This is a genomic window from Kosakonia sp. CFBP8986 (genome assembly GCF_034044935.1).
Taxonomy (GTDB): Bacteria; Pseudomonadota; Gammaproteobacteria; order Enterobacterales; family Enterobacteriaceae; genus Kosakonia; species Kosakonia cowanii.
The window spans coordinates 67,136-90,573 of sequence record NZ_JAXCXB010000008.1 but is presented as its reverse complement, the minus strand read 5'-3'; the positions used below and the strand labels follow the sequence as shown (position 1 = coordinate 90,573).

Sequence of the window (23,438 nt, the reverse complement as noted above, 5' to 3'; positions counted from 1 at the left end):
ATACTGGTAGCCGCTACTTTACAGAGGTGAATAATGAAAAGGATTTTATACGCGCTGGTGATGACGACGGCGCTTAGCGGCTGTATCCCGCGTTACGCAACCATACGTCCGCATTATGAAGTGGATGTGCGTAATCCGGCCGGAGAGCCGCTGCCAACAGCGATGATGTGGGTCAGCACCGGGCGTTCCCCACCGGGATACTATCCCGCACCGGAGGAGTTCCGCGCCGACAGGCAGGGCCATATTGATGTCGAGAAAAAATCCCAGTGGGAAAATATGATCTTCTTTCTTCACGGCACCAATTTTTACTCCTGGGGCTGGTGTATTGAAGCGCCCGGTTATCTCCCGCGCAGTGGAAGAGGTGATGAGATCGTCAGCCCTGTGATCCTCACGCCGACCACGCAGGATCTCCGCTGTCGACAGGCACACTATGCGGACGAATACCTTTCCCCTGAGCATCAGTGATTTGTATAAGTAAAGGTTGTTTCCTGCGTCCTCTTATTAGATCATATGCCGTTATACGTTGTTTACGCCTTGAGGAACCTGTGATGAGTGAGGCTGAAGCCCGCCCGACTAACTTTATCCGCCAGATCATTGATGAAGATCTGGCCAGTGGTAAACACACCACCGTCCATACCCGTTTTCCGCCGGAGCCGAATGGCTACCTGCATATCGGCCACGCGAAATCCATCTGCCTGAATTTCGGTATCGCACAGGACTATAACGGCCAGTGCAACCTGCGTTTCGATGATACCAACCCGGCAAAAGAAGATATCGAGTACGTTGAGTCAATCAAAAATGACGTGCAGTGGTTGGGCTTTCACTGGTCTGGCGACATCTGCTACTCCTCAGACTACTTCGATAAGCTGTATAGCTACGCAGTTGAGCTGATCAATAAAGGCCTGGCCTATGTTGACGAGCTGACCGGCGACGAAATTCGCGAATACCGCGGCACGCTGACGCAGCCGGGTAAAAACAGCCCGTACCGCGATCGCAGTGTAGAAGAGAACCTGGCGCTGTTTGAAAAGATGCGTGCGGGTGGTTTTGAAGAGGGTAAAGCCTGTCTGCGTGCAAAAATCGATATGGCTTCGCCTTTTATCGTGATGCGCGACCCGGTTATCTACCGTATTAAATTTGCTGAACACCATCAGACCGGCAACAAGTGGTGCATCTACCCGATGTACGACTTTACCCACTGCATCAGCGATGCGCTGGAAGGGATCACCCACTCGCTCTGTACGCTGGAGTTCCAGGACAACCGCCGTCTGTATGACTGGGTGCTGGATAACATCACCATTCCGGTTCATCCGCGCCAGTACGAATTCTCGCGCCTGAATCTCGAATATACCGTGATGTCCAAGCGTAAGCTCAACCTGCTGGTGACCGACAAGCATGTCGAGGGCTGGGACGATCCGCGTATGCCGACCATCTCTGGCCTGCGCCGTCGTGGCTACACCGCTGCTTCTATCCGTGAATTCTGCAAGCGCATTGGCGTGACCAAGCAGGACAACACCATTGAAATGGCGTCGCTGGAATCCTGCATCCGTGAAGATCTCAACGAAAACGCACCGCGCGCAATGGCGGTTATCGACCCGGTGAAACTGGTTATCGAAAACTACCCGCAGGGCAGCAGCGAAATCGTCACCATGCCGAACCATCCGAACAAGCCGGAAATGGGCACCCGTGAAGTGCCATTTAGCGGTGAGATCTGGATCGATCGTGCTGATTTCCGCGAAGAAGCCAACAAGCAGTACAAACGTCTGGTGCTTGGCAAAGAGGTGCGTCTGCGCAACGCGTATGTGATCAAAGCGGAACGCGTTGAGAAAGATGCCGAAGGCAATATCACCACCATTTTCTGCTCTTACGACGCCGAGACGCTGAGTAAAGATCCTGCCGATGGCCGCAAGGTTAAAGGCGTGATCCACTGGGTTAGTGCGCAGCATGCGCAGCCGGTTGAAATTCGTCTCTACGATCGTCTGTTCAGCGTGCCAAACCCGGGCGCCGCCGAGGATTTCCTCGCCACCATTAACCCGGAATCGCTGGTCATTAAGCAGGGTTTTGCTGAGCCATCGCTGAAAGAGGCGCAGGCGGGCAAAGCGTATCAGTTCGAGCGCGAAGGCTACTTCTGCCTCGACAGCCGCTATGCAACCGCAGACAAACTCGTGTTTAACCGCACGGTAGGCCTGCGTGATACCTGGGCAAAAATCGGCGACTGATTTCCTCAATCAGAGATCGCTATTTAAAAACGCCGCTTCCCGCGGCGTTTTTTATTTATTAACCACCGAATTACAATTAATACATATTCGTGCTGAAAATTAATACCGCCCCCTGTTGGTGTTCTGCTTTTCTATTTCTGAAATCTTGCAGATGCAGTAATCAGAATAGTGGGAAAACTCGCTTTCTGATAAAGAATTAAATATCGAGTGAATACGGTTTAGTTAATTATTTGCGTGATTTATGAAACGAGCTTTAATCCTCATTTAATTCTGTGCACTTCGTCATACTCCGTTATTTTCGCTTAAAAACACATTGATAATTCGCAAGGCGAAAAATAGGCTTTGTGCTGTTGTTTATTTAGGGAATATCCATAACGGCTTCCTGTTGTTAATTTTTATCGCCGCCGCGGCGGGGGTTTTTACATTTAAAAGGAATCAATGTATGCGTGCGTTTGCAGATAAACGGAGTACGCTTTCGCTGGCTATTGCCGCCGTTACCGCCATGTCAGGCCTGGCGCTTCCCGCGCAGGCGCAGGAGAGCGGTTTTATTGATGACTCAACGCTCACCGGCGGGATCTATTACTGGCAACGTGAGCGCGACCGTAAGGATATTCTCGATAATAAATATAAAACGAACCTCTCTCACGCCACGTGGAATGCGAATCTGGATTTCCAGTCAGGCTTTGCAGCAGATATGTTTGGCCTGGATATCGCTGCTTTCACGGCAATCGAAATGGCGGAAAATGGCGATAGCGCTCACCCAAATGAAATTGCTTTCTCCGCCAGTAATAAAGCCTATAAAGAGCGCTGGTCCGGCGACAAGAGCGGAGTCAGCCTCTATAAAGCCGCAGCAAAATTCAAATATGGCGCTCTCTGGGCGCGAGCAGGTTATATTCAGCCCACCGGGCAGACGCTATTAGCGCCGCACTGGAGTTTTATGCCGGGCACTTATCAGGGTGCGGAAGCGGGCATTAATAACGATTATGGCGATGCCGGCGCGCTGAGCGTCTCCTATATGTGGGCCAATGGATATAAAGCGCCGTGGCATATCGAAATGGATAAGTTCTGGCAAAACGACAGACAGCGCCGGGTCGATTATCTCCATTCGCTCGGTGCAAAATATGACTTCAAAAACAATCTGGTGCTGGAAGCTGCATTTGGCCAGGCGCAGGGCTATGTCGATCAGTATTTTGCAAAAGCCAGCTACCAGCTTGATGTGGCGAACCAACCGTTCAGCACCAGCTATCAGTTTTATGGTGCCCGCGACAAAGTCCGCGATCGCGGCATCAACGATCTTTACGACGGCACCGCCTGGCTACAGGCACTAACCTTCGGTTACACGGTCGGGCCACTCGCGTTGCGCCTCGAAGGAACGTGGGTAAAAGCAGAAGGCCAACAGGGCTACTTTTTGCAACGCATGACGCCAACCTACGCCTCTTCCAATGGCCGCCTCGATATCTGGTGGGATAACCGCTCCGACTTCAATGCCAACGGCGAAAAAGCGCTCTTCCTGGGGGCGATGTACGATCTGGCGAGCTGCAACTTGCCCGGCTGGCAAATCGGCGCCTCTTACGCCTACGCGTGGGGCGCGAAACCTGCCGAAATGACCGTGCCGGATGCGTGGTACAACGCCGATTATCGTCTGAAAGAGTCCGCTTACAGCCTCGATGCCATCTATACCCTGCAAGAGGGTCGCGCCAAAGGGACGATCTTTAAGCTGCACTTTACCCAGTATGACAACCACTCTGCTATCCCGAGCTATGCCGGTGGTTACGGCAACATTTTTCAGGATGAGCGAGACGTGAAATTGATGGTCATCGCGCCGTTTACCCTTTTCTAAGTCATTTGTTGCCGGACATTGGCAACCTTAAGGAATAGAGCATGCATACAGCACGTTTAAGCCTGCTGGCGGGCGCCATCACAGCGCTGCTCAGCAGCGGCGCGGCACTGGCAAGCCAGAGCACGGTTGACGCCATCAGCCAGTTCAACCTGAACTACGCCGTAAAAGATAACTTTGCCGCTCAGCATGGCGTTGATTGTGCGAAGCTCGGCGCAGACTGGGCCTCCTGCAACAAAGCGGTGATCACGCTGACCAACAAAGGCGAGGCGGTGACCGATAACGCATGGGCGATCTACTTCCACAGCATTCGTCCCATCCTGCAAGTCGCGAACCCGCAGTTCAAAGTGACCCATATTATGGGCGACCTGCATAAGCTTGAGCCTACGGAGCAATTTAGTGGTTTTCCGGCGAAGCACTCCGTTGAGATCCCGATTATTAATGAGTACTGGCAACTCTTTATTACCGACGTGCTGCCGCGCTGGTATGTCACAGGAGAGGAGGCAACGCCAAAAACCATCGCCAATACCAATACGGAAGATCTTGCCCGGTTCGTCACGCCGCTTGGCGAGCACTGGAAGCGGACGCCGGAGGATAAAAATACCCTGATGACTGCTGAAGCGCGCTTTGCGCAAAACAGCGATATCAAAACAATTAACCTCGCCTCGCTGCGCGGGCAGATTGTGCCAACGCCGCGCGAGGTAAAAATCTACGGTCGGGATATCGATCTCAGCCAGGGAGTGAAGTTTGACCTCTCAGCGCTGATGCCTGATGCGCAAAACGCCATCAAAGGGCGCTTCGCCATGCTCGGCGTGGAAGAGGGGAGTTATCCGCTACGTACCGAGATTGCCCGTAAAGCGTTCAGGGGGGACGAGGCGATCAACGGTGCCTATCAGCTGCGTATCAATGATAAAGAGGCGGTGGTGACCGGTTTTGATCAGAGCGGCGTGTTCTATGGCCTGCAATCTCTGCTTTCGCTTTTCCCCGCGCAGGGGTCGATGACGCTCCCCGCTCTGACGGCGAAAGATGCGCCGCGCTTCGACTATCGCGGTATTCATCTGGATGTCGGGCGTAATTTCCACAGCAAAGCGGCGGTGCTGCGCCTGCTGGATCAGATGGCGGCTTACAAGCTGAATAAATTCCACTTCCATCTGACGGACGATGAAGGGTGGCGCATTGAAATTCCGGGGCTGCCGGAGCTGACTGAGATTGGCAGCCAGCGCTGCCACGATCTGAGCGAGAAGCAGTGCCTGCTGCCGCAGCTGGGCTCGGGACCGGATCGTGATAACAACGGCAGCGGGTACTTTACCCGCGCCGACTACATCGAGATCCTCAAATACGCCAAAGCGCGACACATTGAGGTGATCCCGGAGATCGACATGCCCGCCCATGCGCGCGCTGCTGTGATCTCAATGGAAGCACGTTACGATCGCCTGATAAAAGAGGGTAAGGATGAGAGCGAGGCGAGCCGCTACCGCCTGCTCGATCCGACGGATACCTCTGTTACCGCTGGCGTACAGTTCTATGATCGCACCGGCTACCTCAATCCGTGCCTGGACTCCTCGCGCAACTTCGTCGATAAGGTGATGGGCGAAATCCTGCAGATGCACAGAGAAGCGGGTCTGCCACTGCGCACCTGGCACTTTGGCGGCGATGAAGCAAAAAATATCTACCTGGGCGCTGGTTATACGGATATGAAAGATCCGCAGCCGGGTAAAGGCATCATCGATCAGAGCAAGCAGGATAAGCCGTGGGCGAAATCCGAGGCCTGCCAGGCGATGATCAAAGCCGGGAAAGTGAGCGATGTTGAACACCTCTCCAGCTACTTTGGCGCAGAGGTAAGCAAGCTGGTTAAGGCGCACGGCATTGATGTGATGCAGGCGTGGCAGGATGGGCTTAAAGATGCCAAAGACGCTTCTGTGTTTGCCACCCAACATGTGAATGTCAACTTCTGGGATGCGCTCTACTGGGGTGGTTTCGATTCCGTCAACGACTGGGCGAATAAGGGCTTCCGCGTGGTGGTCTCCAACCCGGACTACGTCTATCTCGACTTCCCGAGTGAAGTTCACCCTGATGAGAGCGGTTACTACTGGGGGACGCGTTTCAGCGATGAGCGCAAAATCTTCAGCTTCGCGCCGGACAACATGCCGCAAAATGCAGAAACGTCGGTTGACCGTGATGGCAACGCGTTCAGCGCTAAATCAGACAAGCCATGGCCGGGCGCCTACGGGCTTTCCGCCGAGTTGTGGAGCGAAGTGGTGCGCACGGATGAGCAGATGGAGTATATGATCTATCCGCGTCTGGTCGCCGTCGCTGAGCGGGCATGGCATCGCGCAAGCTGGGAGCTGGATTATCAGGCGGGCCGCGAATACAAAGGCGGCGAGACGCAGTGGGTCGATCAGAAAGCGCTTACGGCTGACTGGCAGCGTTTTGCCAATCTGTTAGGGCATCGCGAGCTGGCGAAGCTGGATAAAGCCGGCATCCATTATCGTCTGCCGGTGCCAGGGGCGCGAATTGTTGACGGTGTGCTGGAGGTCAACATCCGCTTCCCGGGGCTGGTGGTGGAGTACTCCCTCGATCGCGGCAAAACGTGGCAGCGCTACGAAGCGGAATCCCGTCCACAGATTAAAGGAGAAATTCAGGTGCGCACCGTAAGCCCGGACGGCAGGCGCGTCAGCCGTGTCGACACGCTGAAAGCCTGATCGCTTTCCACCCTGAGCGGCGTAACCTTTTAACGCGCCGCTCAGCCGACAGGCATAAAAAAAGCCAACCTGACGGTTGGCTTTTAACGTTCAGAAGAACTTATTTTGCGTCGTGCGCGTGTTCATCTTCGCGGCAGTCGCCTTCGGCGCAGTGGCCGTAAAGGTAGAGACTGTGGTTCGTCAGGCGGATACCGTGTTTAGCGGCAATTTCGCGCTGGCGCAATTCGATGGAATCATCACTGAATTCGATGACTTTACCGCAGTCGAGGCAGATAAGGTGATCGTGGTGATGCTGCTGCGTCAGTTCAAAAACGGACTTGCCGCCTTCGAAGTTGTGACGGGTGACAATCCCGGCGTCATCAAACTGGTTCAGCACGCGGTACACCGTTGCCAGACCAATCTCTTCACCCATGTCGATCAGACGCTTATAAAGATCTTCCGCACTGACATGATGGTTATCCGGCTCCTGAAGCACTTCCAGAATTTTTAAACGTGGAAGCGTGACTTTCAGGCCGGCCTTCTTTAATGCGGTATTGTTGTCAGTCATGCGGAATCTGTCCTGTTGCTATACGATTCACTTCCTTCTCGGAAGTTATAAGGAATGCACCCGGGCGAATGCGTATCATTATAGAACTGCCATGTATAAATGAAAACTGCAAGCCCTCAAGTAAAGTAAGCTTTTAAAACGTGGTATCGCCGACAACTCCCGGTCGAGCGTAACGCGTTAAGCAGGGCTTATTGTACAGGGATGAATAGGAAAGTTAAAAAAATGTAGCAATTATTTCGATTGCTTTTACCTATTGATACGGCGCAACCAGCAGATTGCGCCATAAAAATCAGGCATTCAGGATTTCATCCAGATGCAGCTCTTCAGAAACCTGCTTCACCCACTTCTGTACGCGCTCGGCGGTCAGTTCTGGCTGGCGGTCTTCGTCAATCGCCAGACCAACAAAGTGGTCGTCATCCGCCAGGCCTTTTGAAGCTTCGAAATGGTAATCGGCAGTCGGCCAGTGACCCACAATGGTCGCGCCGCGCGGTTCGATAATATCGCGAATGGTGCCCAGCGCATCACAGAAGTACTCAGCATAATCTTCCTGATCGCCGCAGCCGAAAAGCGCCACTAATTTACCATTAAAATCAATCTCTTCCAGCGTCGGGAAGAAGTCATCCCAGTCGCACTGCGCTTCACCGTAATACCAGGTCGGAATGCCGAGCAACAGGATGTCATACCCTTCGATATCTTCCTTACTGCTCTTGGCAATGTCATGAACATCGGCGACGTCTTTACCAAGCTGGCTCTGGATCATTTTGGCGATGTTTTCGGTGTTGCCGGTGTCGCTGCCGAAGAAAATGCCTGTAATTGCCATGAGTAAAATAACCTCTTGAATCTTAATGAGTATAGGGGGAGCGCTAAGCCCACAGATAAGGGCAATCATAGCAGAACAGAGAAGAACGCGGAAACAGCTATTGCCGCGGACTGCACTGTATGCCACATGAAAAGGGGAATTTGACGATGATTCAGAAGAATCGCTATCCGCGCAGGGCTTTAAGCTGCGCCAGCAGCATCTCTTCGATAAGTTCGCTGCGGCTTATCTCGCGCGCCTCGGCCAGCTCATTTAAGGCTTCCACCGCTTCCGCATTCAGTTTCAGTTCGACGCGCTTAAGCCCGCGAACCTTATCGCGTTTGAGCTGGTTGCGTTTATTAATGCGCAACTGTTCATCGCGCGAGAGCGGGTTGGTCTTCGGCCGTCCCGGGCGACGCTCATTCGCGAAGAGATCTAGTGTCGTACGGTCCGTTTGTTCTTTAGCCATGATATGAATACTACGGGAAAACACGCAATCGGGCCGCTGCCCGGGCTGAATAGCGCGCCATCATACATCACCAACATCGGCACGCCAACGACCGGGCGCGTTGAAACGACCGGTCGCCGCCTTTTTAATCAGTTGGCCTTACTCTGCCAGGTAACGGCGAATGGCACGCAGCACCGCGTCAGGTTTTTCTGCATGCACCCAGTGCCCGGCACCGGCAATGACATACGCCCGCGCCTGGGGAAATTGCGCCAGCAGCGCATCGCGGTAGGCATCGGTGACGTAAGAGGAGTTGCCGCCGCAGACGAAGAGGGCAGGCTTATCCCACGCCGGGATTTTCTCCCAGCCAACAATATTGGCATATTGATCCCACAGCACCGGCACGTTAAAGCGCCACTCACCGTCGACGAAGGATTTCAGTAAAAACTGAACCACGCCCTCTTCATCAAGCTGCTCGCGCATCAGCGCCGCCGCCTGCTGGCGCGACGAAACATTTGCCTCGCTAACGGCGTTGATGGCGGCAAAGATCTCATCGTGACGGCGCACCTTATAATCTACGGGCGCCATATCAATCGCCACCAGATGGTCGATGCGTTCCGGTGCCAGTGAAGTTAGCGCCATCACCGCTTTGCCGCCCATGGAGTGGCCGATAAAGGTCGCTTTTTCAATCTGATGAGCATCCAGCGTATCAAGCAGGTCCTGCGCCATCGCCGGGTAGTTCATCTCCGGTGAGCGGGGCGACACGCCGTGGTTACGCATATCCACTTGCAGTACATCGTGATCCTGCACCAGGTCACGGGCGAGCACGCCGAGGTTATCAAGGCTGCCGAAAAGGCCGTGAACCAGCACAATCGGGGAATTGTTGTGCGGATGTTGTGCAGTTTGCGCGCGCGTGTTCAATTTCATGGCAAAGTTCTTTTTTTCACTCCAACGGGTTAGGTTATTATGGTGAACATTCTGCCGCCCGGCTGCAAGGCTAAGCATTACTCTGAGTTTTGCCGCCATCCTGGGGTGTACCTATCCGCTGTTGGGATTTCACTTTATAATCCCAATACTTGTATTCAGATTTTATATAGCACTGGATTAAGATGAAAACGATTGAAGTTGATGATGAGCTCTACAGTTACATTGCCAGCCATACTAAGCACATTGGCGAGAGCGCATCCGAGATTTTACGGCGTATGCTCAAGTTCTCCGCCGCATCATCGTCTCCCTCTGCAGCGCCCGCCGCGCCGGTGAAAGAGACACGCGCTGCAAGCGTTGTCGAAGAGGTGAAACCGGCCAACACCACCCGGGATAAAGTCCGCGCGGTTCGCGAGCTTCTGCTCTCCGACGAATACGCCGAGCAGAAAAAAGCGGTTAATCGCTTTCTGCTAATCCTGTCTACACTCTATTCACTCGATGACAAAGGGTTTACGGAATCCACTGAATCTCTGCACGGTCGCACGCGCGTATACTTTGCCGCTGATGAGCGCACCCTGCTGCAGAACGGCAACCAGACCAAGCCGAAGCAAGTGCCGAACACCCCTTACTGGGTCATCACCAACACGAATACGGGCCGTAAATGCAGCATGATTGAACACATCATGCAGTCAATGCAGTTCCCGGCGGAGCTGATTGAGAAAGTTTGCGGCACAATTTAATCCTTGCATTAAAAGGACGAAGCAATGGCAAACCATCCGCGCGCGGGCCAACCTGCGCAACAGGGCGATTTGATTAACGTCGCGCAGCTGACTGCGCAGTACTATGTGTTGAAACCGGAAGTTGGCAATGCTGACCATGCGGTGAAATTTGGTACCTCAGGTCACCGTGGTAGCGCATGGCGTCACAGCTTTAACGAGCCGCACATCGTTGCCATTGCGCAGGCGATTGCCGAAGAGCGTGCGAAAAACGGCATCACCGGGCCGTGCTATGTCGGTAAAGACACCCATGCCCTCTCTGAGCCGGCGTTTATCTCCGTGCTGGAAGTGTTGGCTGCCAACGGCGTTGATATCATTGTGCAGGAAAATAACGGCTTTACGCCGACACCTGCCATCTCTAACGCCATTCTTGTGCACAACAAAAACGGTGGTGCGCAGGCGGATGGTATCGTGATCACGCCGTCCCACAACCCGCCGGAAGATGGCGGCATCAAATACAACCCGCCAAACGGCGGCCCGGCCGACACCAACGTCACTAAAGTGGTGGAAGATCGCGCTAACTCGCTGCTGGCCGACGGTCTGAAAGGCGTGAAACGCATTTCGCTGGATGCTGCGATGGCCTCTGGTCACGTCACTGAAAAAGATCTGGTGCAGCCGTTTATTGAAGGGCTGGCGGAGATCGTCGATATGGCGGCGATCCAGAAAGCGGGCCTGAAACTGGGCGTCGATCCGCTGGGCGGCTCCGGTATTGAGTACTGGAAACGTATCGCCGAGCACTACAAGCTCGACCTCACTATCGTGAATGATGAAGTCGATCAGACTTTCCGCTTTATGCATCTCGACAAAGATGGCGCGATCCGTATGGACTGCTCCTCTGAGTGTGCAATGGCCGGTCTGCTGGCGCTGCGCGATAAGTTTGACCTCGCCTTCGCCAACGACCCGGATTACGACCGCCACGGCATCGTCACCCCGGCTGGCCTGATGAACCCGAACCACTACCTGGCTGTAGCGATCAACTATCTGTTCCAGCATCGTCCACAGTGGGGCAAAGATGTCGCTGTCGGTAAGACGCTGGTCTCCTCTGCAATGATCGACCGTGTGGTTAACGACCTTGGCCGTAAGCTGGTGGAAGTGCCGGTAGGCTTTAAGTGGTTTGTGGATGGTCTGCACGACGGCAGCTTCGGCTTCGGCGGCGAAGAGAGCGCCGGTGCCTCGTTCCTGCGCTTCGACGGTACGCCGTGGTCCACGGACAAAGACGGCATCATCATGTGCCTGCTGGCAGCGGAGATCACTGCGGTGACCGGCAAAAACCCGCAGCAGCACTATGACGAACTGGCTGCCCGCTTTGGCGCGCCAAGCTACAACCGTCTGCAGGCTGCGGCCTCCTCCGCACAGAAAGCGGCACTGTCCAAACTCTCGCCTGAGATGGTGAGCGCCAGCACGCTGGCGGGCGATGCGATCACCGCTCGCCTGACCGCAGCACCGGGCAACGGCGCCTCGATTGGCGGCCTGAAAGTGATGACCGACAACGGCTGGTTTGCCGCGCGTCCGTCCGGCACCGAAGACGCCTACAAAATCTACTGTGAAAGCTTCCTCGGCGACGAACACCGTAAGCTGATTGAGAAAGAAGCGGTGGAAATTGTCAGCGAAGTGCTGAAAAACGCGTAAATCGCGGCACAGCAAAAAGGCTCCCTCGGGAGCCTTTTTTGTGTCGGATGGCGGCTGACGCCTTATCCGACCTACAACTGCATCAAACACATTACCCGGATAAGCGCAGCGCCATCCGGCAATCAAACGGTTACTCTCTCGCCTGCCTCACAACATAAACCGATATCCGATCCCGGTCTCGGTCAACAGATGACGCGGGCGCGCCGGATCGCTCTCCAGCTTCTGGCGCAAATGCCCCATATAAATTCGCAGATAGTGGCTATGCTCAACGGCATTTGGCCCCCACACCTGGCTTAACAATTGCCGCTGAGTCAGCACCTTGCCGTGGTTGTTGAGCAGCACCGCCAGCAGACGAAACTCAATCGGCGTCAGGTGGATCTCCTCATCGCCGCGCTGGATGCGGCGGCTGGCAAGATCGACACGGATATCGCCAAAGGTGATCACCGGTTCGCCCGGCGTGCTGGCGGCATGGCGGCGCAGCGCGACACGCAACCGTGCCTGTAATTCGCCAATGCCGAAGGGTTTACTGAGGTAATCATCCGCGCCGGCATCGAGCGCGGCGATCTTGTCGCTCTCTTCGATGCGTGCTGACAGGACAATAATCGGCATCTGGCTCCACTGGCGCACATCGCGAATAAAATCGAGACCGTCACCGTCCGGCAAACCGAGGTCGAGGATCACCAAATCCGGCTTGCGCGTTGCCGCTTCAATTAACCCGCGCTGCAGCGTCTCCGCTTCGTGCACGCGCAGCCCCTCAGCTTCCAGCGCGGTGCGCAGAAAGCGGCGGATGGCCTGTTCATCTTCGACAATCAGAACGTTAATCACAGATCCTCGGGTAATTCATCCAGTTGCGGGGGCGTTTCCCGCGCGAGTGTAACATAAAAGCGCGCGCCTCCCTGCGGACGGTTTTGCGCGTCGATGGTGCCGCCATGCACCTCGACAATCGCCTGGCAAATCGCCAGCCCAAGGCCAACGCCGGGGATGGCCGACTCTTTGGTGCCGCGCGCAAATTTTTCAAAAATGGCGTGCTCCTGGCCCGGCGGGATCCCCGGCCCGTTATCCCACACCTCCAGCGTCCAGTCGCTCGGTGTGCTGTGCGATTCAATACCAATCTGCGCGCCGGATCCGGCATATTTCACCGCGTTTTCCAGCAGGTTGATCAACACCCGCTCAAACAGCGGGCCATCAACATGTACCAGCATCAGCGGGTCGGGTAGCGACAGCGCAATCTGCCGCCCGCCCATTACTGGCTCCAGCGTGCGCAGCGCACTGCCGACCACCTCTTCCAGCGTCAGCCACTCGCGTTTTAAATTAAAGCCGCCAGACTGGATGCGCGCCATATCCAGCAGATTATTGACCAGCCGGGTGGTGTTGAGCACATGCTGGCGGATCTCGTTGGCCTGCGGGGCATGTTTCGACCCTTCGCTGGCGAGATCGAGCGTCAGGATCTCCGCCTGACCAAACAGCACCGTCAGCGGGGTGCGCAGATCGTGGGAGAGGGCAGCCAGCAGCGAGTTGCGCAGGCTCTCGCGCTCGCTTGCAAGCCGCGCCTGCTCTTCGCGCGTCGCCAGTGCCTGGCGCTCAAGCGCATTCGCCACCAGCAGGGTGAAGGTCTCCAGCAGACGCTGCTGCTCGGGGATCATCAGCTGGCGCAGATTCGCTGGCTCGACAATCAGCAAGCCATACACCGTATCGTCATTTTTCAGCGGCAAAATTTGATACGGCACGCCGGGCAGCGTATCGGTACCCGCGCCCGCAGGCTGTCCCTTATCAAAACTCCAGCGGGCGATGGCATCATCCCATGGCGTCATGCCCTGGTTTTCCGTTACCGCCGCCAGTTTGCCTTCGCTATTCGGCAGCAGCAGTTTGCTGCGCGCCTCAAAGGTGGAGTGAATAAACGTTTCGCTGGTGGCGGCGATATCCTGATTATTGCGCCCCGCCGCCAGTGCTTTCGACATCTCATAGAGATGACGCGTGCGCCGCTCACGGTAACGCGCCACTCTCGCCTGGTAACGCACGCCTGCGGTGAGGTTGCCAATCACCAGCCCGACGGTCAGCATCACGCCGAAGGTGAGCAGATACTGCACATCCGACACCGCCAGCGTGCCGCGCGGCGAGATAAAAAAGAGATCGAAGCTGATGACGTTAATCACCGTGGCGAAAGCCGATGGCCAGCGGCCATAGAACAGCGCCACCAGCACCACGCCCAGCAAGTAGATCATCACCAGGTTGGTGGCTTCAAAGGCCGTCAGCCACTGCAAGGCGATAAAAGTGATTGCCGCGCAAAGCGCCAGCGCGACCGCGCAACCGGTAAGCTGCACGCGCCAGCGGTCGAAAAAGGGGCGCGAATCACCGCTGCGCGCAGGCAGCGGCTGGGTGCTCTCCTGCAGGGCGATAATCACCAGATCGAGATCCGGCGCGCGGCGCGCCAGGCGGTCGGCAAAGGATTCGCGGTGCCACCAGCGGCGGTTATCGCGGCGGCCAATCAGGATCTTGCCGAGGTTATGTTCGCGGGCGTAGCGCAGTATCGCGCGATCTTCCGCCGGATCGGCGAGGGTTGCGGTCTCGGCGCCCAGCTCCTGGGCCAGCCGCAGGGCGCTTAAGATCGCCCGCCGCTGTGACTCCGGTAATTTGTGCAGGGTAGGGGTTTCAACATAGACCGCATGCCAGGCGCTACCGAGTTTGGCTGCCAGCCTCGCTGCGGTGCGGATCAATTTCTCGTTACCCGCGCCGTGACCGACGCAGAGCAGAATGGCGTCGCGCGTATGCCACACCTTCTCTTCACCGAGGCGATCGCGCCAGGCGCGCATCTGGTCATCCACCCGGTCGGCGGTGCGCCGTAGCGCCAGCTCGCGCAGTGCAATCAGATTGCCTTTGCGAAAGAAGTGCTCAATGGCGCGCTCCGCCTGGCCACCAATATAGACTTTGCCTTCATGCAGCCGCTGGCGCAGATCGTCCGGCGGCAGGTCGACCAGCACAATCTCATCAGCGCTATCAAAAAAGGGATCGGGCACCGTTTCGCGCACTTGAATGCCGGTGACGCCGCTGACTACATCATTCAGGCTCTCCAGATGCTGAACGTTGACGGTGGTAAAGACGTCGATGCCTGCTTCCAGCAGCTCCTCCACATCCTGCCAGCGTTTCGGGTGACGCGAGCCGGGAGCGTTACTGTGCGCCAGCTCATCCATCAAAATCAGCGCCGGACGCCGCGCAAGGGCGGCGTCGAGATCAAACTCATGCACCACGCGCCCGCGATGGGCGATGCGCCGCACGGGTTGCAGGGGCAGGCCCGCCATCAGCGCGGCGGTCTCTTTGCGCCCGTGCGTCTCTACCACGCCTGGCAGCACATCCAGCCCCTGCGCCCGCAGCCGCTGCGCTTCCTGCAACATGGCAAAGGTTTTACCTACCCCGGCGCAGGCACCAAAGAAGATCTTCAGTTTGCCCCGGTGTGCCGTTGCAGCATGCTCCAGCAGGCGGTCGGGGTCGGGGCGCAACGGCTCATCACTCATGCGTTATTTGTCCTTCAGCGCATCCAGCGCCAGATTAAGTTCAACCACATTCACCACCGGCTGACCGAGGAAGTTAACCAGCGGTGTATCGGTGTATCTATTAACCAAATCATTGACCGTCTGCACCGACAAGCCGCGCGCTTGCGCCACGCGCGGGATCTGCCAGCTGGCCGCCTGCGGCGAGAGTTGACCATCCAGCCCGCTGGCGGAGGTGGTTAACAGCTCCACCGGAATCGCTTTTGGTGAGTGCGGGTTTGCCGCGCGCAGCTGCGCCACGCGTTCGGCCACCTGCTTATCCAGCTCCGGGTTGCTGCCCGCCAGATTACTGCCGCCCGAAGCCATCGGATTATAAGGCGCATCGGCGGTCACGGAAGGGCGACCGTGAAAATAGCCCGGCGCGGTAAAATCCTGGCCCAGCAGGCGGGAGCCGCGCACCGTGTCGCCTTGCTCGATCAGCGAGCCGTTCGCCTGGTCGTGAAACCACCACTGCCCAAGGGCGGTGGTCAGCAGCGGGTAAAGCCCGCCGGTAATAAACGTCAGCAGTATTAAAAGCAGAAAGGCGGGACGTAATAAAGCCATCTTTTTCACTCCTTAAACCAGGCCAAACAGCGTGAGCAGCAGATCGATTGCTTTGATACCGATAAACGGCACCAGCAGACCGCCCAGACCGTAAATCCACAAGTTGCGGCGCAGCATCGCCGAGGCGGTCAGCGGCTTGTAGCTCACGCCTTTCAGCGCCAGCGGGATGAGGAACACAATCACCAGCGCGTTAAAGATCACCGCACTCAAAATCGCCGAAGAGGGGGAGTGCAGATGCATCACGTTCAGCGCGTTGAGCTGCGGATAGGTGGCCGCAAACGCCGCAGGGATGATGGCAAAATACTTCGCCACGTCATTGGCAATACTGAAGGTGGTGAGCGATCCGCGCGTCATCAGCATCTGTTTGCCGATATGCACCACCTCAATCAGCTTGGTCGGGTTCGAGTCGAGATCGACCATGTTCCCCGCCTCTTTCGCCGCCTGGGTACCAGAGTTCATTGCCACCGCGACATCCGCCTGCGCCAGCGCCGGGGCATCGTTGGTGCCGTCGCCGGTCATCGCCACCAGCCGACCTTCGGCCTGGTATTGACGAATCAGCGCCAGCTTCGCTTCCGGCGTCGCTTCGGCGAGGAAGTCATCCACGCCCGCTTCGGCGGCAATTGCCGCGGCGGTTAAGCGGTTATCGCCGGTGATCATCACCGTTTTGATGCCCATCTTACGCAACTGGGCGAAGCGCTCTTTAATGCCGCCTTTGACGATATCTTTCAGCGCGATAACGCCCAGTACGTTAGCCCCTTCCGCTACCACCAGCGGCGTCGCGCCCTGGCGGGCCACATTTTCCACCACCGTCTCAACATCCGCCGGGAAAGTACCGCCATTGGCCTCGATATGGCGACGAATGGCATCCACTGAGCCTTTGCGGATCATGCGATCCTGCACGTTAATTCCGCTCATGCGCGTTTGCGCGGTAAAGGGGACGAAGGTGGCTTGCAGGCTCTGCATATCCCGCTCGCGCAGGTTAAAGCGCTGCTTGGCGAGGATCACAATGCTGCGCCCTTCCGGGGTTTCATCGGCCAACGAAGAGAGCTGGGCAGCATCGGCCAGCGTCTTCTCATCGACGCCGCGCGCGGGCAGAAAGTCCGACGCCTGGCGGTTGCCGAGGGTGATGGTGCCGGTTTTATCCAGCAGCAGCACATCGACATCGCCCGCTGCCTCGACGGCGCGACCGCTGGTGGCGATCACATTCGCACCCAGCATGCGGCTCATCCCCGCCACGCCAATCGCCGACAGCAGGCCGCCGATGGTGGTCGGGATCAGGCAGACCAGCAGCGCAACCAGCACCGTGACGCTGACCGCCGTGCCACCGTAAAGGGAGAAGGGCCACAGCGTGGCGGTCGCCAGCAGAAAGACAATAGTCAGCGCCACCAGCAGAATGGTCAGCGCGATCTCATTAGGCGTTTTGCGGCGCTGGGCACCTTCAACCATGGCGATCATGCGATCGAGAAAGGTTTCGCCTGGGTTAACGCTGCACTGGATCACCAGCCAGTCAGAGAGGATGCGCGTGCCGCCGGTCACGGAGGCAAAATCGCCACCGGACTCGCGGATCACCGGCGCGGATTCACCGGTAATGGCGCTCTCATCCACCGACGCGCCGCCCTCGATCACCTCGCCGTCGCAGGGAATAATGTCGCCTGCTTCAACCAGCACGATATCCCCTTTGCGTAACTCATCTGCCGGAACATGATCCATCGGTGCATCGTGCTGTGGCGCGCGCAGTTTGCGGGCAAAGACCGTCTTTTTCACCCCTTTCAGGCTGTTGGCCTGCGCTTTACTGCGCCCTTCCGCCAGCGCTTCGGCGAAGTTGGCAAACAGCACCGTCACCCACAGCCAGAGGCTGATCGCACCGGTAAACCACGCGTTACCGACCAGGTGACCGGTTGCCATAGCGATTGCCAACAAGGTGGTGAGCAGGCTGCCGATCCAGACGATAAACATCACCGGGTTACGCCACTGCACCTGCGGGCTTAATTTGGTTAAGGAACCCATCAGCGCCTGGCGAACAAGGTTCGCGTCAAACAGGGCCAGTTGTTTGCGACTCATAATAGTGGTCTCCGCCAGACTCAAAACTGAAGGTATTCCGCCACCGGACCAAGGGCCAGGGCAGGAATAAAGGTCAATGCGCCAACCAGCAGCACGGTGCCGATCAGCAGGCCAATAAAGAGCGGGCCGTGGGTCGGCAGGGTGCCGGAACTGGTGGGCTGTATCTTTTTACTCACCAGCGAGCCAGCAATCGCCAGCACCGGCACAATCACACCGAAGCGGCCGAAAAACATGCAGAAGGCGAGCAGACAGTTCCAGAAAGGCGTGTTGGCGCTCAGGCCACCAAAGGCGCTGCCGTTGTTGTTGGCGGCGGAGGAGACGGCATACAGCACTTCACTAAAGCCATGAATGCCGGGGTTGAACATGCCGCTGCGCCCGGCGTCGGTCATCATCGCCAGCGCCGTGCCAATCAACACCAGCGCCGGAGTGACGAGGATCGCCAGTGCGGTCATCTTCATTTCGCGGACATCAATTTTTTTACCGAGGAACTCCGGCGTGCGGCCAATCATCAGCCCGGCGATAAACACCGCCAGCAGGACAAACAGCAGCATGCCGTAGAGACCTGAGCCGACGCCGCCAAACACCACTTCGCCAATCTGCATTAACCACATCGGGATCATGCCGCCGAGTGCGGTAAAGGAGTCATGCATGGCGTTGACCGCACCGCAGGAAGCAGCGGTAGTCACCACGGCATAAAGGCTGCTGGCGAGAATGCCGAAGCGGCTCTCTTTACCTTCCATGTTGATGGTGCTGTCGCCGCCGAGCGTCAGGAAGTGCGGGTTACCTAGCCACTCGGCCCGCATCACAATTGCCACACAGACGACAAAGATTATCGACATCGCCCACAGCAGCATCTGCCCCTGGCGACGGTCACTCACCGCTTCACCAAAGGCGAAACAGAGCGCGGCAGGGATCAGGAAGATCGCCAGCATCTGCACAAAGTTGGTCAGCGCGGTAGGGTTTTCAAACGGATGGGAGGAGTTGGCGTTAAAGAAACCGCCGCCGTTGGTGCCAAGCATTTTAATCGCTTCCTGCGAGGCGACCGGGCCCATTGGCATCAGGTGCTGAACCCCTTCGAGAGAGGTGTAGGGCTGGTAGGGGAGCAGGTTTTGCAGCGTGCCTTGCTGGATGAAAAAGAGGGCGATCAGCAGCGCCAGCGGCAGCAATACCCAGAGCGTAATGCGCGTCAGATCGACCCACGCGTTGCCCAGCGTCTCCATGCTGCGGCGGGCGAAGGCGCGGATCAGGGCAAACACTACCGCGATGCCGGTGGCGGCAGAGAGGAAGTTCTGCACCGTCAGGCCGACCATCTGGCTCAAGTAACTCAGCGTGCTTTCACCGGCGTAGGATTGCCAGTTGGTATTGCTGACAAAGCTGACCGCAGTGTTGAGTGCCAGGTGCCAGGAGAGGCCAGGCAGGTTCTGCGGGTTCAGCGGCAGGATGCCTTGCAGCATCAGCAGGGCAAACAGCAGGGCGAGGCCCAGCAGATTGAGCCACAGGATCGCCAGCAGGTAGTGCCGCCAGCTCATTTCTCGGGTGTCGATACCCAACCCGCGCCAGAGCAGGTTTTCCACCACGCCAACGCCCGGCAAAGGCTGACCGGAAATCAGCTTCGCCAGCAGCGAACCAAGCGGGCGCGCCAGCAGGAACAGCACCAGCAAAAAGCCGGCAACCAGAAGAAACGCTTGAGCGGCCATTAAAATGCCTCCGCGTTTAACAGGGCGTAAATCAGGTAGCCCAATAACAGGAAAACCAGCACGATGCCGATTAGCACGCCTGCACTCACAGTTCACCTCCGGGGTGATTTAAGGATGTGCAGAGAGGCTAATTTTTCAGGCGCAAAGATTTCGCAAAAATCCCCGGGCGAGGTGTAAAAAAAGTATAAAAATGGATGGGAAATGAACGTTTTGTAGGCCGGATAAGCGTTTACGCGCCATCCGGCATTATCACCGCGGCACATTTGCCGGATGGCGGCTCCGCCTTATCCGGCCTACAAAAACGGAGACCGCTGAAACGGCGTAGGCCGGATAAGCGCCAGCGCCATCCGGCAATGTATCAGCGATACCGACTTTGCTGTTATCTGCAAAATGACAGCGATGGGGTTGTGTCCCCGCTGAAATCGGCGAACCGAAGCGTGAATGACAAGGTCTGGACGCCATGGATGGCGGACAGAGGCGAACCGAGACAGGGAGCGAGTCCCGGTACGGGCGAGCAAGTCGAGTCGAGCCGGCCACAGTCAGGCACGCGGGAGGTGAGCGCAGTGCGCAGCACCGATTTCCTCGCGGGGCCGCGGGGATTGACAAGGGGGGAGCGGTCCCCCCCTTGTCCCGTTCACCGCATAAAAGGTCAATGAAACCCCACCACGTATGGTGAACGGAACCCTTCCACCAGTGCAACATGCAACGCCTGTTGCCGGATGGCGCGTACCGCTTATCCGGCCTACACGGTTCCGATTGCTCCAGCGGCTCCGTTTCGCAAATGCAACATTCAAAACCATTATTTAACCGATGGTTATTATTAATTTAACCTCTTTGTAACTTATTTACGGATTGCGTGTAAATAAATGCGCATCAGCTAAAAATAGTGGTCGGATGAGTAGTAAAATTACAAACAAACCGGTATTATTTTGAGCAGATTTCAGTCTCGCAGCGTTTTTTCGTTACTCACTTACCGCTGCGGTAACTTTTTTCCTGTGCCCGATACCGGCCTGACAAAGGGGAGAGATTTATGAACACATACAAAATGTTTCCAGCGCACATTGTGCTGATGCGTCGTGCTTTCGCCGTTGCGGCGGGCCTGCTGGCACTGCCGGTGATGTTGTTCTGGAAGGATCGCGCACGGTTCTACAGCTATCTGCACCGCGTCTGGGCTAAGACCAGCGAGAAACCGGTATGGATGGATCAAGCAGAAAAAGCAACCTGCGACTTTTATTAATCGGGCTACACACAGCAACCCGATCGCGCCACCGCACTTGCGGTGGCTTTTTTTTACCTGCGGCCTTTGACTACAATGATTATGTCTAATCAAGGAGTCGCTATGAGTGAGAAAATCCCTGTCGGCATCAGTGCCTGTTTATTAGGGGAACAAGTCCGTTTTGACGGCGGCCATAAGCGGCTTGCCTTCGCAGTTGAAGAGCTATCACCGTGGATGCGTTTTGAGCCAGTCTGCCCGGAGATGGCCATTGGCCTGCCGGTGCCACGTCCGGCGCTGCGGTTGGTCAAAGAGGAGAGCGGAGTTTCGCTGCGCTTTAGCGACAAGCGGGAAGGAGATTTAACCGAGCAGATGGCGCACTTCTCCCGCGAGCGCGTCAGCCGTCTCGACCATTTGTGCGGCTACATCGTCTGCGCCAAATCCCCCTCCTGCGGCATGGAGCGGGTGCGCATATACGACGCGGATGGCAAAAACAACCGCAAAGCCGGGCGCGGCATCTTTACCGACATTCTGATGGAGACCCATCCGTGGCTGCCGGTGGAAGAGGATGGTCGCCTGCACGATCCCCACATCCGTGAGAACTTTGTTGAGCGTATTTACGCCCTGCATGAACTTAACAGCGTGCGCGAGCGCGGCCTGACGCGTGGCGAACTGATCGCCTACCACAGCCGCTATAAGCTGCTGCTGCTGGCGCACTCTCAGCCGAAGTACCGCGAGCTGGGGCGTTTTGTCGCCGCCATCCATGAGTGGGCCTCTCTCGACGAGTGGTTTGTGGAGTATCGCCAGCGCCTGATGGATCTGCTCTCACACCAGGCAACCCGCCGTAACCACACCAATGTGCTGATGCATGTGCAGGGCTACTTCCGCAAGCAGCTCAATGCCCGCCAGCGTGAAGAGCTGTCGAAGCTGATCGACAGCTACCGCCAGGGCATTCAGCCGCTGCTGGCGCCCGTCACCTTACTGAAACACTATATGGCTGAGTTCCCGGACGCTTATCTCTCCGGACAGCGCTATTTTGACCCCTGGCCGGAAGCGCTGCGCTTACGTTACGGACATTAGGAGCATTATGACCACCCATCTGGTCTGGTTTCGCACGGATTTGCGCGTGCACGATAACTTCGCGCTGGCGGCGGCCTGCCGCAGCGCGAACGCAACAGTAAAAGCCCTCTTTATCGCCACGCCGAAGCAGTGGCAGCAGCACCTGATGGCACCGCGACAGGCTGCACTGATTGAGTCCCATCTCAATGCGCTGCAACAGGCGCTCGCCGAGCGCGGCATTGAGCTTATCTACCGCGAAGTGGATGACTTTGCCGCCAGCGTGCAGGCAGTCGCTGAGGTCTGCGAACAGCAGCAGGTCAGCCACCTGTTTTACAACTATCAATACGAGCTTAACGAGCGCCAGCGCGATGCGGCGGTGGAGAAAGCGCTGCCTAACGTCGCCTGCCAGGGGTTTGATGACAGCGTGATGCTGGCACCCGGCAGCGTGATGACCGGCAATCGCGAGATGTTTAAGGTCTTCACCCCCTTTAAAAACGCCTTTTTGCGCCGTTTAAAAGAGGATCTGCCGGAGTGCGTCGCTGCGCCGCAGCCGCGCGAAGGCGGAGCGCTCAAGGTGGAGCCGCTGTCGCTCAACTACCCGCAACAGCCCTTTGACGAAAAGCTTTTCCCGCCGGATGAGAAGCAGGCCATCGCCCGCTTGCGCCACTTCTGCCAGCATCAGGTGGCAGAGTATGAGCAGCAGCGCGATTTCCCGGCTATTGAGGGCACCAGTCGTCTATCCGCCAGCCTCGCCATCGGCGCGCTCTCGCCGCGCCAGTGTCTGCATCGCTTGCTCGCTGAGCAGCCGGGTGTGCTGGAGGGCGGGCCGGGCGCGGTGTGGCTGAGTGAGCTTATCTGGCGCGAATTTTATCGCCATCTCATCACCTACTATCCGGCGCTGTGTAAGCACCGCCCGTTTATTACGTGGACGGAAAAGGTGCAGTGGCAGGATAACCCGCAGCATCTGGAAGCATGGAAAAAGGGGATGACCGGCTATCCGATTGTTGATGCAGCGATGCGTCAGATGAATGAGACCGGCTGGATGCACAACCGTCTGCGTATGATTACCGCCAGCTTCCTGATCAAAGACCTGCTTATCGACTGGCGGGTGGGAGAGCGCTATTTTATGGCTCAATTGGTGGATGGCGATTATGCGGCGAATAACGGCGGCTGGCAGTGGGCGGCCTCGACCGGCACCGATGCCGCGCCATACTTCCGTATCTTCAACCCGACCACCCAGGGGGAGCGCTTCGATGCGGACGGCGAGTTTATTCGCCGCTGGCTGCCGGAGCTGAAAACCGTGCCGCCGAAGGCTATCCATCAACCCTGGGTCTGGGCAGATAAGCAGGGCGTTAAGCTCGATTATCCACGCCCGATTGTCGATCATAAACAGGCGCGAAGCGCCACGCTGGCGGCCTATGAAGCCGCGCGAAAAGGGTAGAGAGTGA

Annotated in this window: 19 protein-coding genes; 9 read left to right on the top strand and 10 right to left on the bottom strand. The window is 57.0% G+C overall.

Features of this window, described 5'->3' with window-relative positions:
• The first annotated feature begins 33 nt into the window (after positions 1-33).
• From SOM48_RS17980 to SOM48_RS17965, 4 genes are all read left to right on the top strand, one after another.
• On the top strand, positions 34-465 hold the full coding sequence (locus SOM48_RS17980) for a membrane lipoprotein lipid attachment site-containing protein (RefSeq protein WP_042712855.1): 432 nt from the start codon (positions 34-36) through the stop codon (positions 463-465).
• An 83-nt stretch (positions 466-548) separates the two neighbouring features.
• Positions 549-2,216, top strand: coding sequence for a glutamine--tRNA ligase (glnS, locus tag SOM48_RS17975; protein WP_076769555.1), 1,668 nt, complete (start codon positions 549-551; stop codon positions 2,214-2,216).
• 442 nt (positions 2,217-2,658) lie between these two features.
• A complete protein-coding gene (gene chiP / locus SOM48_RS17970; RefSeq protein WP_320512684.1) occupies positions 2,659-4,056 on the top strand; it encodes a chitoporin ChiP in 1,398 nt (465 codons plus the stop codon).
• 41 nt (positions 4,057-4,097) lie between these two features.
• On the top strand, positions 4,098-6,755 hold the full coding sequence (locus tag SOM48_RS17965; RefSeq protein WP_320512683.1) for a beta-N-acetylhexosaminidase: 2,658 nt from the start codon (positions 4,098-4,100) through the stop codon (positions 6,753-6,755).
• A 100-nt stretch (positions 6,756-6,855) separates the two neighbouring features.
• Here the strand turns inward: SOM48_RS17965 and fur are convergent, their stop codons facing one another.
• The 4 genes from fur to ybfF all read right to left on the bottom strand — a co-directional run bounded on the left by fur (position 6,856) and on the right by ybfF (position 9,470).
• On the bottom strand, positions 6,856-7,302 hold the full coding sequence (fur, locus tag SOM48_RS17960) for a ferric iron uptake transcriptional regulator (RefSeq protein ID WP_023479956.1): 447 nt from the start codon (positions 7,300-7,302) through the stop codon (positions 6,856-6,858).
• A 289-nt stretch (positions 7,303-7,591) separates the two neighbouring features.
• Positions 7,592-8,122 carry a flavodoxin FldA gene (fldA, locus tag SOM48_RS17955; RefSeq protein ID WP_320512682.1) on the bottom strand — a complete coding sequence of 177 codons (531 nt, stop codon included), beginning with the start codon at positions 8,120-8,122 and terminating at the stop codon, positions 7,592-7,594.
• Between the two features lie 163 nt (positions 8,123-8,285).
• Positions 8,286-8,567: a LexA regulated protein gene (gene ybfE / locus SOM48_RS17950; protein ID WP_023479957.1), complete on the bottom strand. Its 282-nt coding sequence runs from the start codon at positions 8,565-8,567 to the stop codon at positions 8,286-8,288.
• A 138-nt stretch (positions 8,568-8,705) separates the two neighbouring features.
• Positions 8,706-9,470, bottom strand: a complete 765-nt coding sequence (gene ybfF / locus SOM48_RS17945) for an esterase (RefSeq protein WP_076769557.1) — start codon at positions 9,468-9,470, stop codon at positions 8,706-8,708.
• 182 nt (positions 9,471-9,652) lie between these two features.
• On the opposite strand from ybfF, the gene seqA reads away from it, so the two are divergent.
• Entirely contained in the window at positions 9,653-10,207 is a 555-nt protein-coding gene (gene seqA, locus SOM48_RS17940) for a replication initiation negative regulator SeqA (protein ID WP_076769558.1), read from the top strand.
• 24 nt (positions 10,208-10,231) lie between these two features.
• Positions 10,232-11,872 carry a phosphoglucomutase (alpha-D-glucose-1,6-bisphosphate-dependent) gene (gene pgm, locus SOM48_RS17935; protein ID WP_320512679.1) on the top strand — a complete coding sequence of 547 codons (1,641 nt, stop codon included), beginning with the start codon at positions 10,232-10,234 and terminating at the stop codon, positions 11,870-11,872.
• A gap of 147 nt (positions 11,873-12,019) precedes the next feature.
• Here the strand turns inward: pgm and kdpE are convergent, their stop codons facing one another.
• From kdpE to kdpF, 6 genes are read right to left on the bottom strand one after another with little or no spacing between them, the layout of a single operon-like run.
• Positions 12,020-12,697, bottom strand: a complete 678-nt coding sequence (kdpE, locus tag SOM48_RS17930; protein ID WP_054804207.1) for a two-component system response regulator KdpE — start codon at positions 12,695-12,697, stop codon at positions 12,020-12,022.
• Positions 12,694-15,381 carry a two-component system sensor histidine kinase KdpD gene (kdpD, locus tag SOM48_RS17925; protein ID WP_320512678.1) on the bottom strand — a complete coding sequence of 896 codons (2,688 nt, stop codon included), beginning with the start codon at positions 15,379-15,381 and terminating at the stop codon, positions 12,694-12,696. Before kdpD ends, kdpE begins: the two co-directional genes overlap by 4 nt.
• Positions 15,382-15,384: 3 nt before the next feature.
• The gene (gene kdpC / locus SOM48_RS17920) at positions 15,385-15,960 is read right to left on the bottom strand and encodes a potassium-transporting ATPase subunit KdpC (protein ID WP_320512677.1); all 576 of its coding nucleotides are present in this window, start codon (positions 15,958-15,960) and stop codon (positions 15,385-15,387) included.
• 12 nt (positions 15,961-15,972) lie between these two features.
• Positions 15,973-18,021: a potassium-transporting ATPase subunit KdpB gene (kdpB, locus tag SOM48_RS17915; RefSeq protein WP_076769560.1), complete on the bottom strand. Its 2,049-nt coding sequence runs from the start codon at positions 18,019-18,021 to the stop codon at positions 15,973-15,975.
• Between the two features lie 20 nt (positions 18,022-18,041).
• Positions 18,042-19,718 carry a potassium-transporting ATPase subunit KdpA gene (gene kdpA, locus SOM48_RS17910; RefSeq protein ID WP_315083231.1) on the bottom strand — a complete coding sequence of 559 codons (1,677 nt, stop codon included), beginning with the start codon at positions 19,716-19,718 and terminating at the stop codon, positions 18,042-18,044.
• Positions 19,718-19,807 carry a K(+)-transporting ATPase subunit F gene (gene kdpF / locus SOM48_RS17905; RefSeq protein ID WP_034813094.1) on the bottom strand — a complete coding sequence of 30 codons (90 nt, stop codon included), beginning with the start codon at positions 19,805-19,807 and terminating at the stop codon, positions 19,718-19,720. Before kdpF ends, kdpA begins: the two co-directional genes overlap by 1 nt.
• Positions 19,808-20,748: 941 nt before the next feature.
• On the opposite strand from kdpF, the gene SOM48_RS17900 reads away from it, so the two are divergent.
• The 3 genes from SOM48_RS17900 to phrB all read left to right on the top strand — a co-directional run bounded on the left by SOM48_RS17900 (position 20,749) and on the right by phrB (position 23,431).
• Complete coding sequence (locus SOM48_RS17900) at positions 20,749-20,955, top strand: YbfA family protein (protein WP_054803727.1); 207 nt, start codon at positions 20,749-20,751, stop codon at positions 20,953-20,955.
• Positions 20,956-21,057: 102 nt separating this feature from the next.
• Positions 21,058-22,011 (top strand): YbgA family protein, encoded by a 954-nt coding sequence (locus tag SOM48_RS17895; RefSeq protein WP_320512676.1) that lies wholly within the window; start codon positions 21,058-21,060, stop codon positions 22,009-22,011.
• Between the two features lie 7 nt (positions 22,012-22,018).
• Positions 22,019-23,431, top strand: a complete 1,413-nt coding sequence (gene phrB / locus SOM48_RS17890; protein WP_320512675.1) for a deoxyribodipyrimidine photo-lyase — start codon at positions 22,019-22,021, stop codon at positions 23,429-23,431.
• Positions 23,432-23,438: the final 7 nt, after the last annotated feature.

Bases quoted from the DNA above. Each gene is read 5' to 3' on its own strand.
- SOM48_RS17980 (WP_042712855.1), top strand. From the start codon at position 34: ATGAAAAGGATTTTATACGCGCTGGTGATGACGACGGCGCTTAGCGGC.
- glnS (WP_076769555.1), top strand. From the start codon at position 549: ATGAGTGAGGCTGAAGCCCGCCCGACTAACTTTATCCGCCAGATCATT.
- chiP (WP_320512684.1), top strand. From the start codon at position 2,659: ATGCGTGCGTTTGCAGATAAACGGAGTACGCTTTCGCTGGCTATTGCC.
- SOM48_RS17965 (WP_320512683.1), top strand. From the start codon at position 4,098: ATGCATACAGCACGTTTAAGCCTGCTGGCGGGCGCCATCACAGCGCTG.
- fur (WP_023479956.1), bottom strand. From the start codon at position 7,302: ATGACTGACAACAATACCGCATTAAAGAAGGCCGGCCTGAAAGTCACG.
- fldA (WP_320512682.1), bottom strand. From the start codon at position 8,122: ATGGCAATTACAGGCATTTTCTTCGGCAGCGACACCGGCAACACCGAA.
- ybfE (WP_023479957.1), bottom strand. From the start codon at position 8,567: ATGGCTAAAGAACAAACGGACCGTACGACACTAGATCTCTTCGCGAAT.
- ybfF (WP_076769557.1), bottom strand. From the start codon at position 9,470: ATGAAATTGAACACGCGCGCGCAAACTGCACAACATCCGCACAACAAT.
- seqA (WP_076769558.1), top strand. From the start codon at position 9,653: ATGAAAACGATTGAAGTTGATGATGAGCTCTACAGTTACATTGCCAGC.
- pgm (WP_320512679.1), top strand. From the start codon at position 10,232: ATGGCAAACCATCCGCGCGCGGGCCAACCTGCGCAACAGGGCGATTTG.
- kdpD (WP_320512678.1), bottom strand. From the start codon at position 15,381: ATGAGTGATGAGCCGTTGCGCCCCGACCCCGACCGCCTGCTGGAGCAT.
- kdpC (WP_320512677.1), bottom strand. From the start codon at position 15,960: ATGGCTTTATTACGTCCCGCCTTTCTGCTTTTAATACTGCTGACGTTT.
- kdpB (WP_076769560.1), bottom strand. From the start codon at position 18,021: ATGAGTCGCAAACAACTGGCCCTGTTTGACGCGAACCTTGTTCGCCAG.
- kdpA (WP_315083231.1), bottom strand. From the start codon at position 19,718: ATGGCCGCTCAAGCGTTTCTTCTGGTTGCCGGCTTTTTGCTGGTGCTG.
- SOM48_RS17900 (WP_054803727.1), top strand. From the start codon at position 20,749: ATGAACACATACAAAATGTTTCCAGCGCACATTGTGCTGATGCGTCGT.
- SOM48_RS17895 (WP_320512676.1), top strand. From the start codon at position 21,058: ATGAGTGAGAAAATCCCTGTCGGCATCAGTGCCTGTTTATTAGGGGAA.
- phrB (WP_320512675.1), top strand. From the start codon at position 22,019: ATGACCACCCATCTGGTCTGGTTTCGCACGGATTTGCGCGTGCACGAT.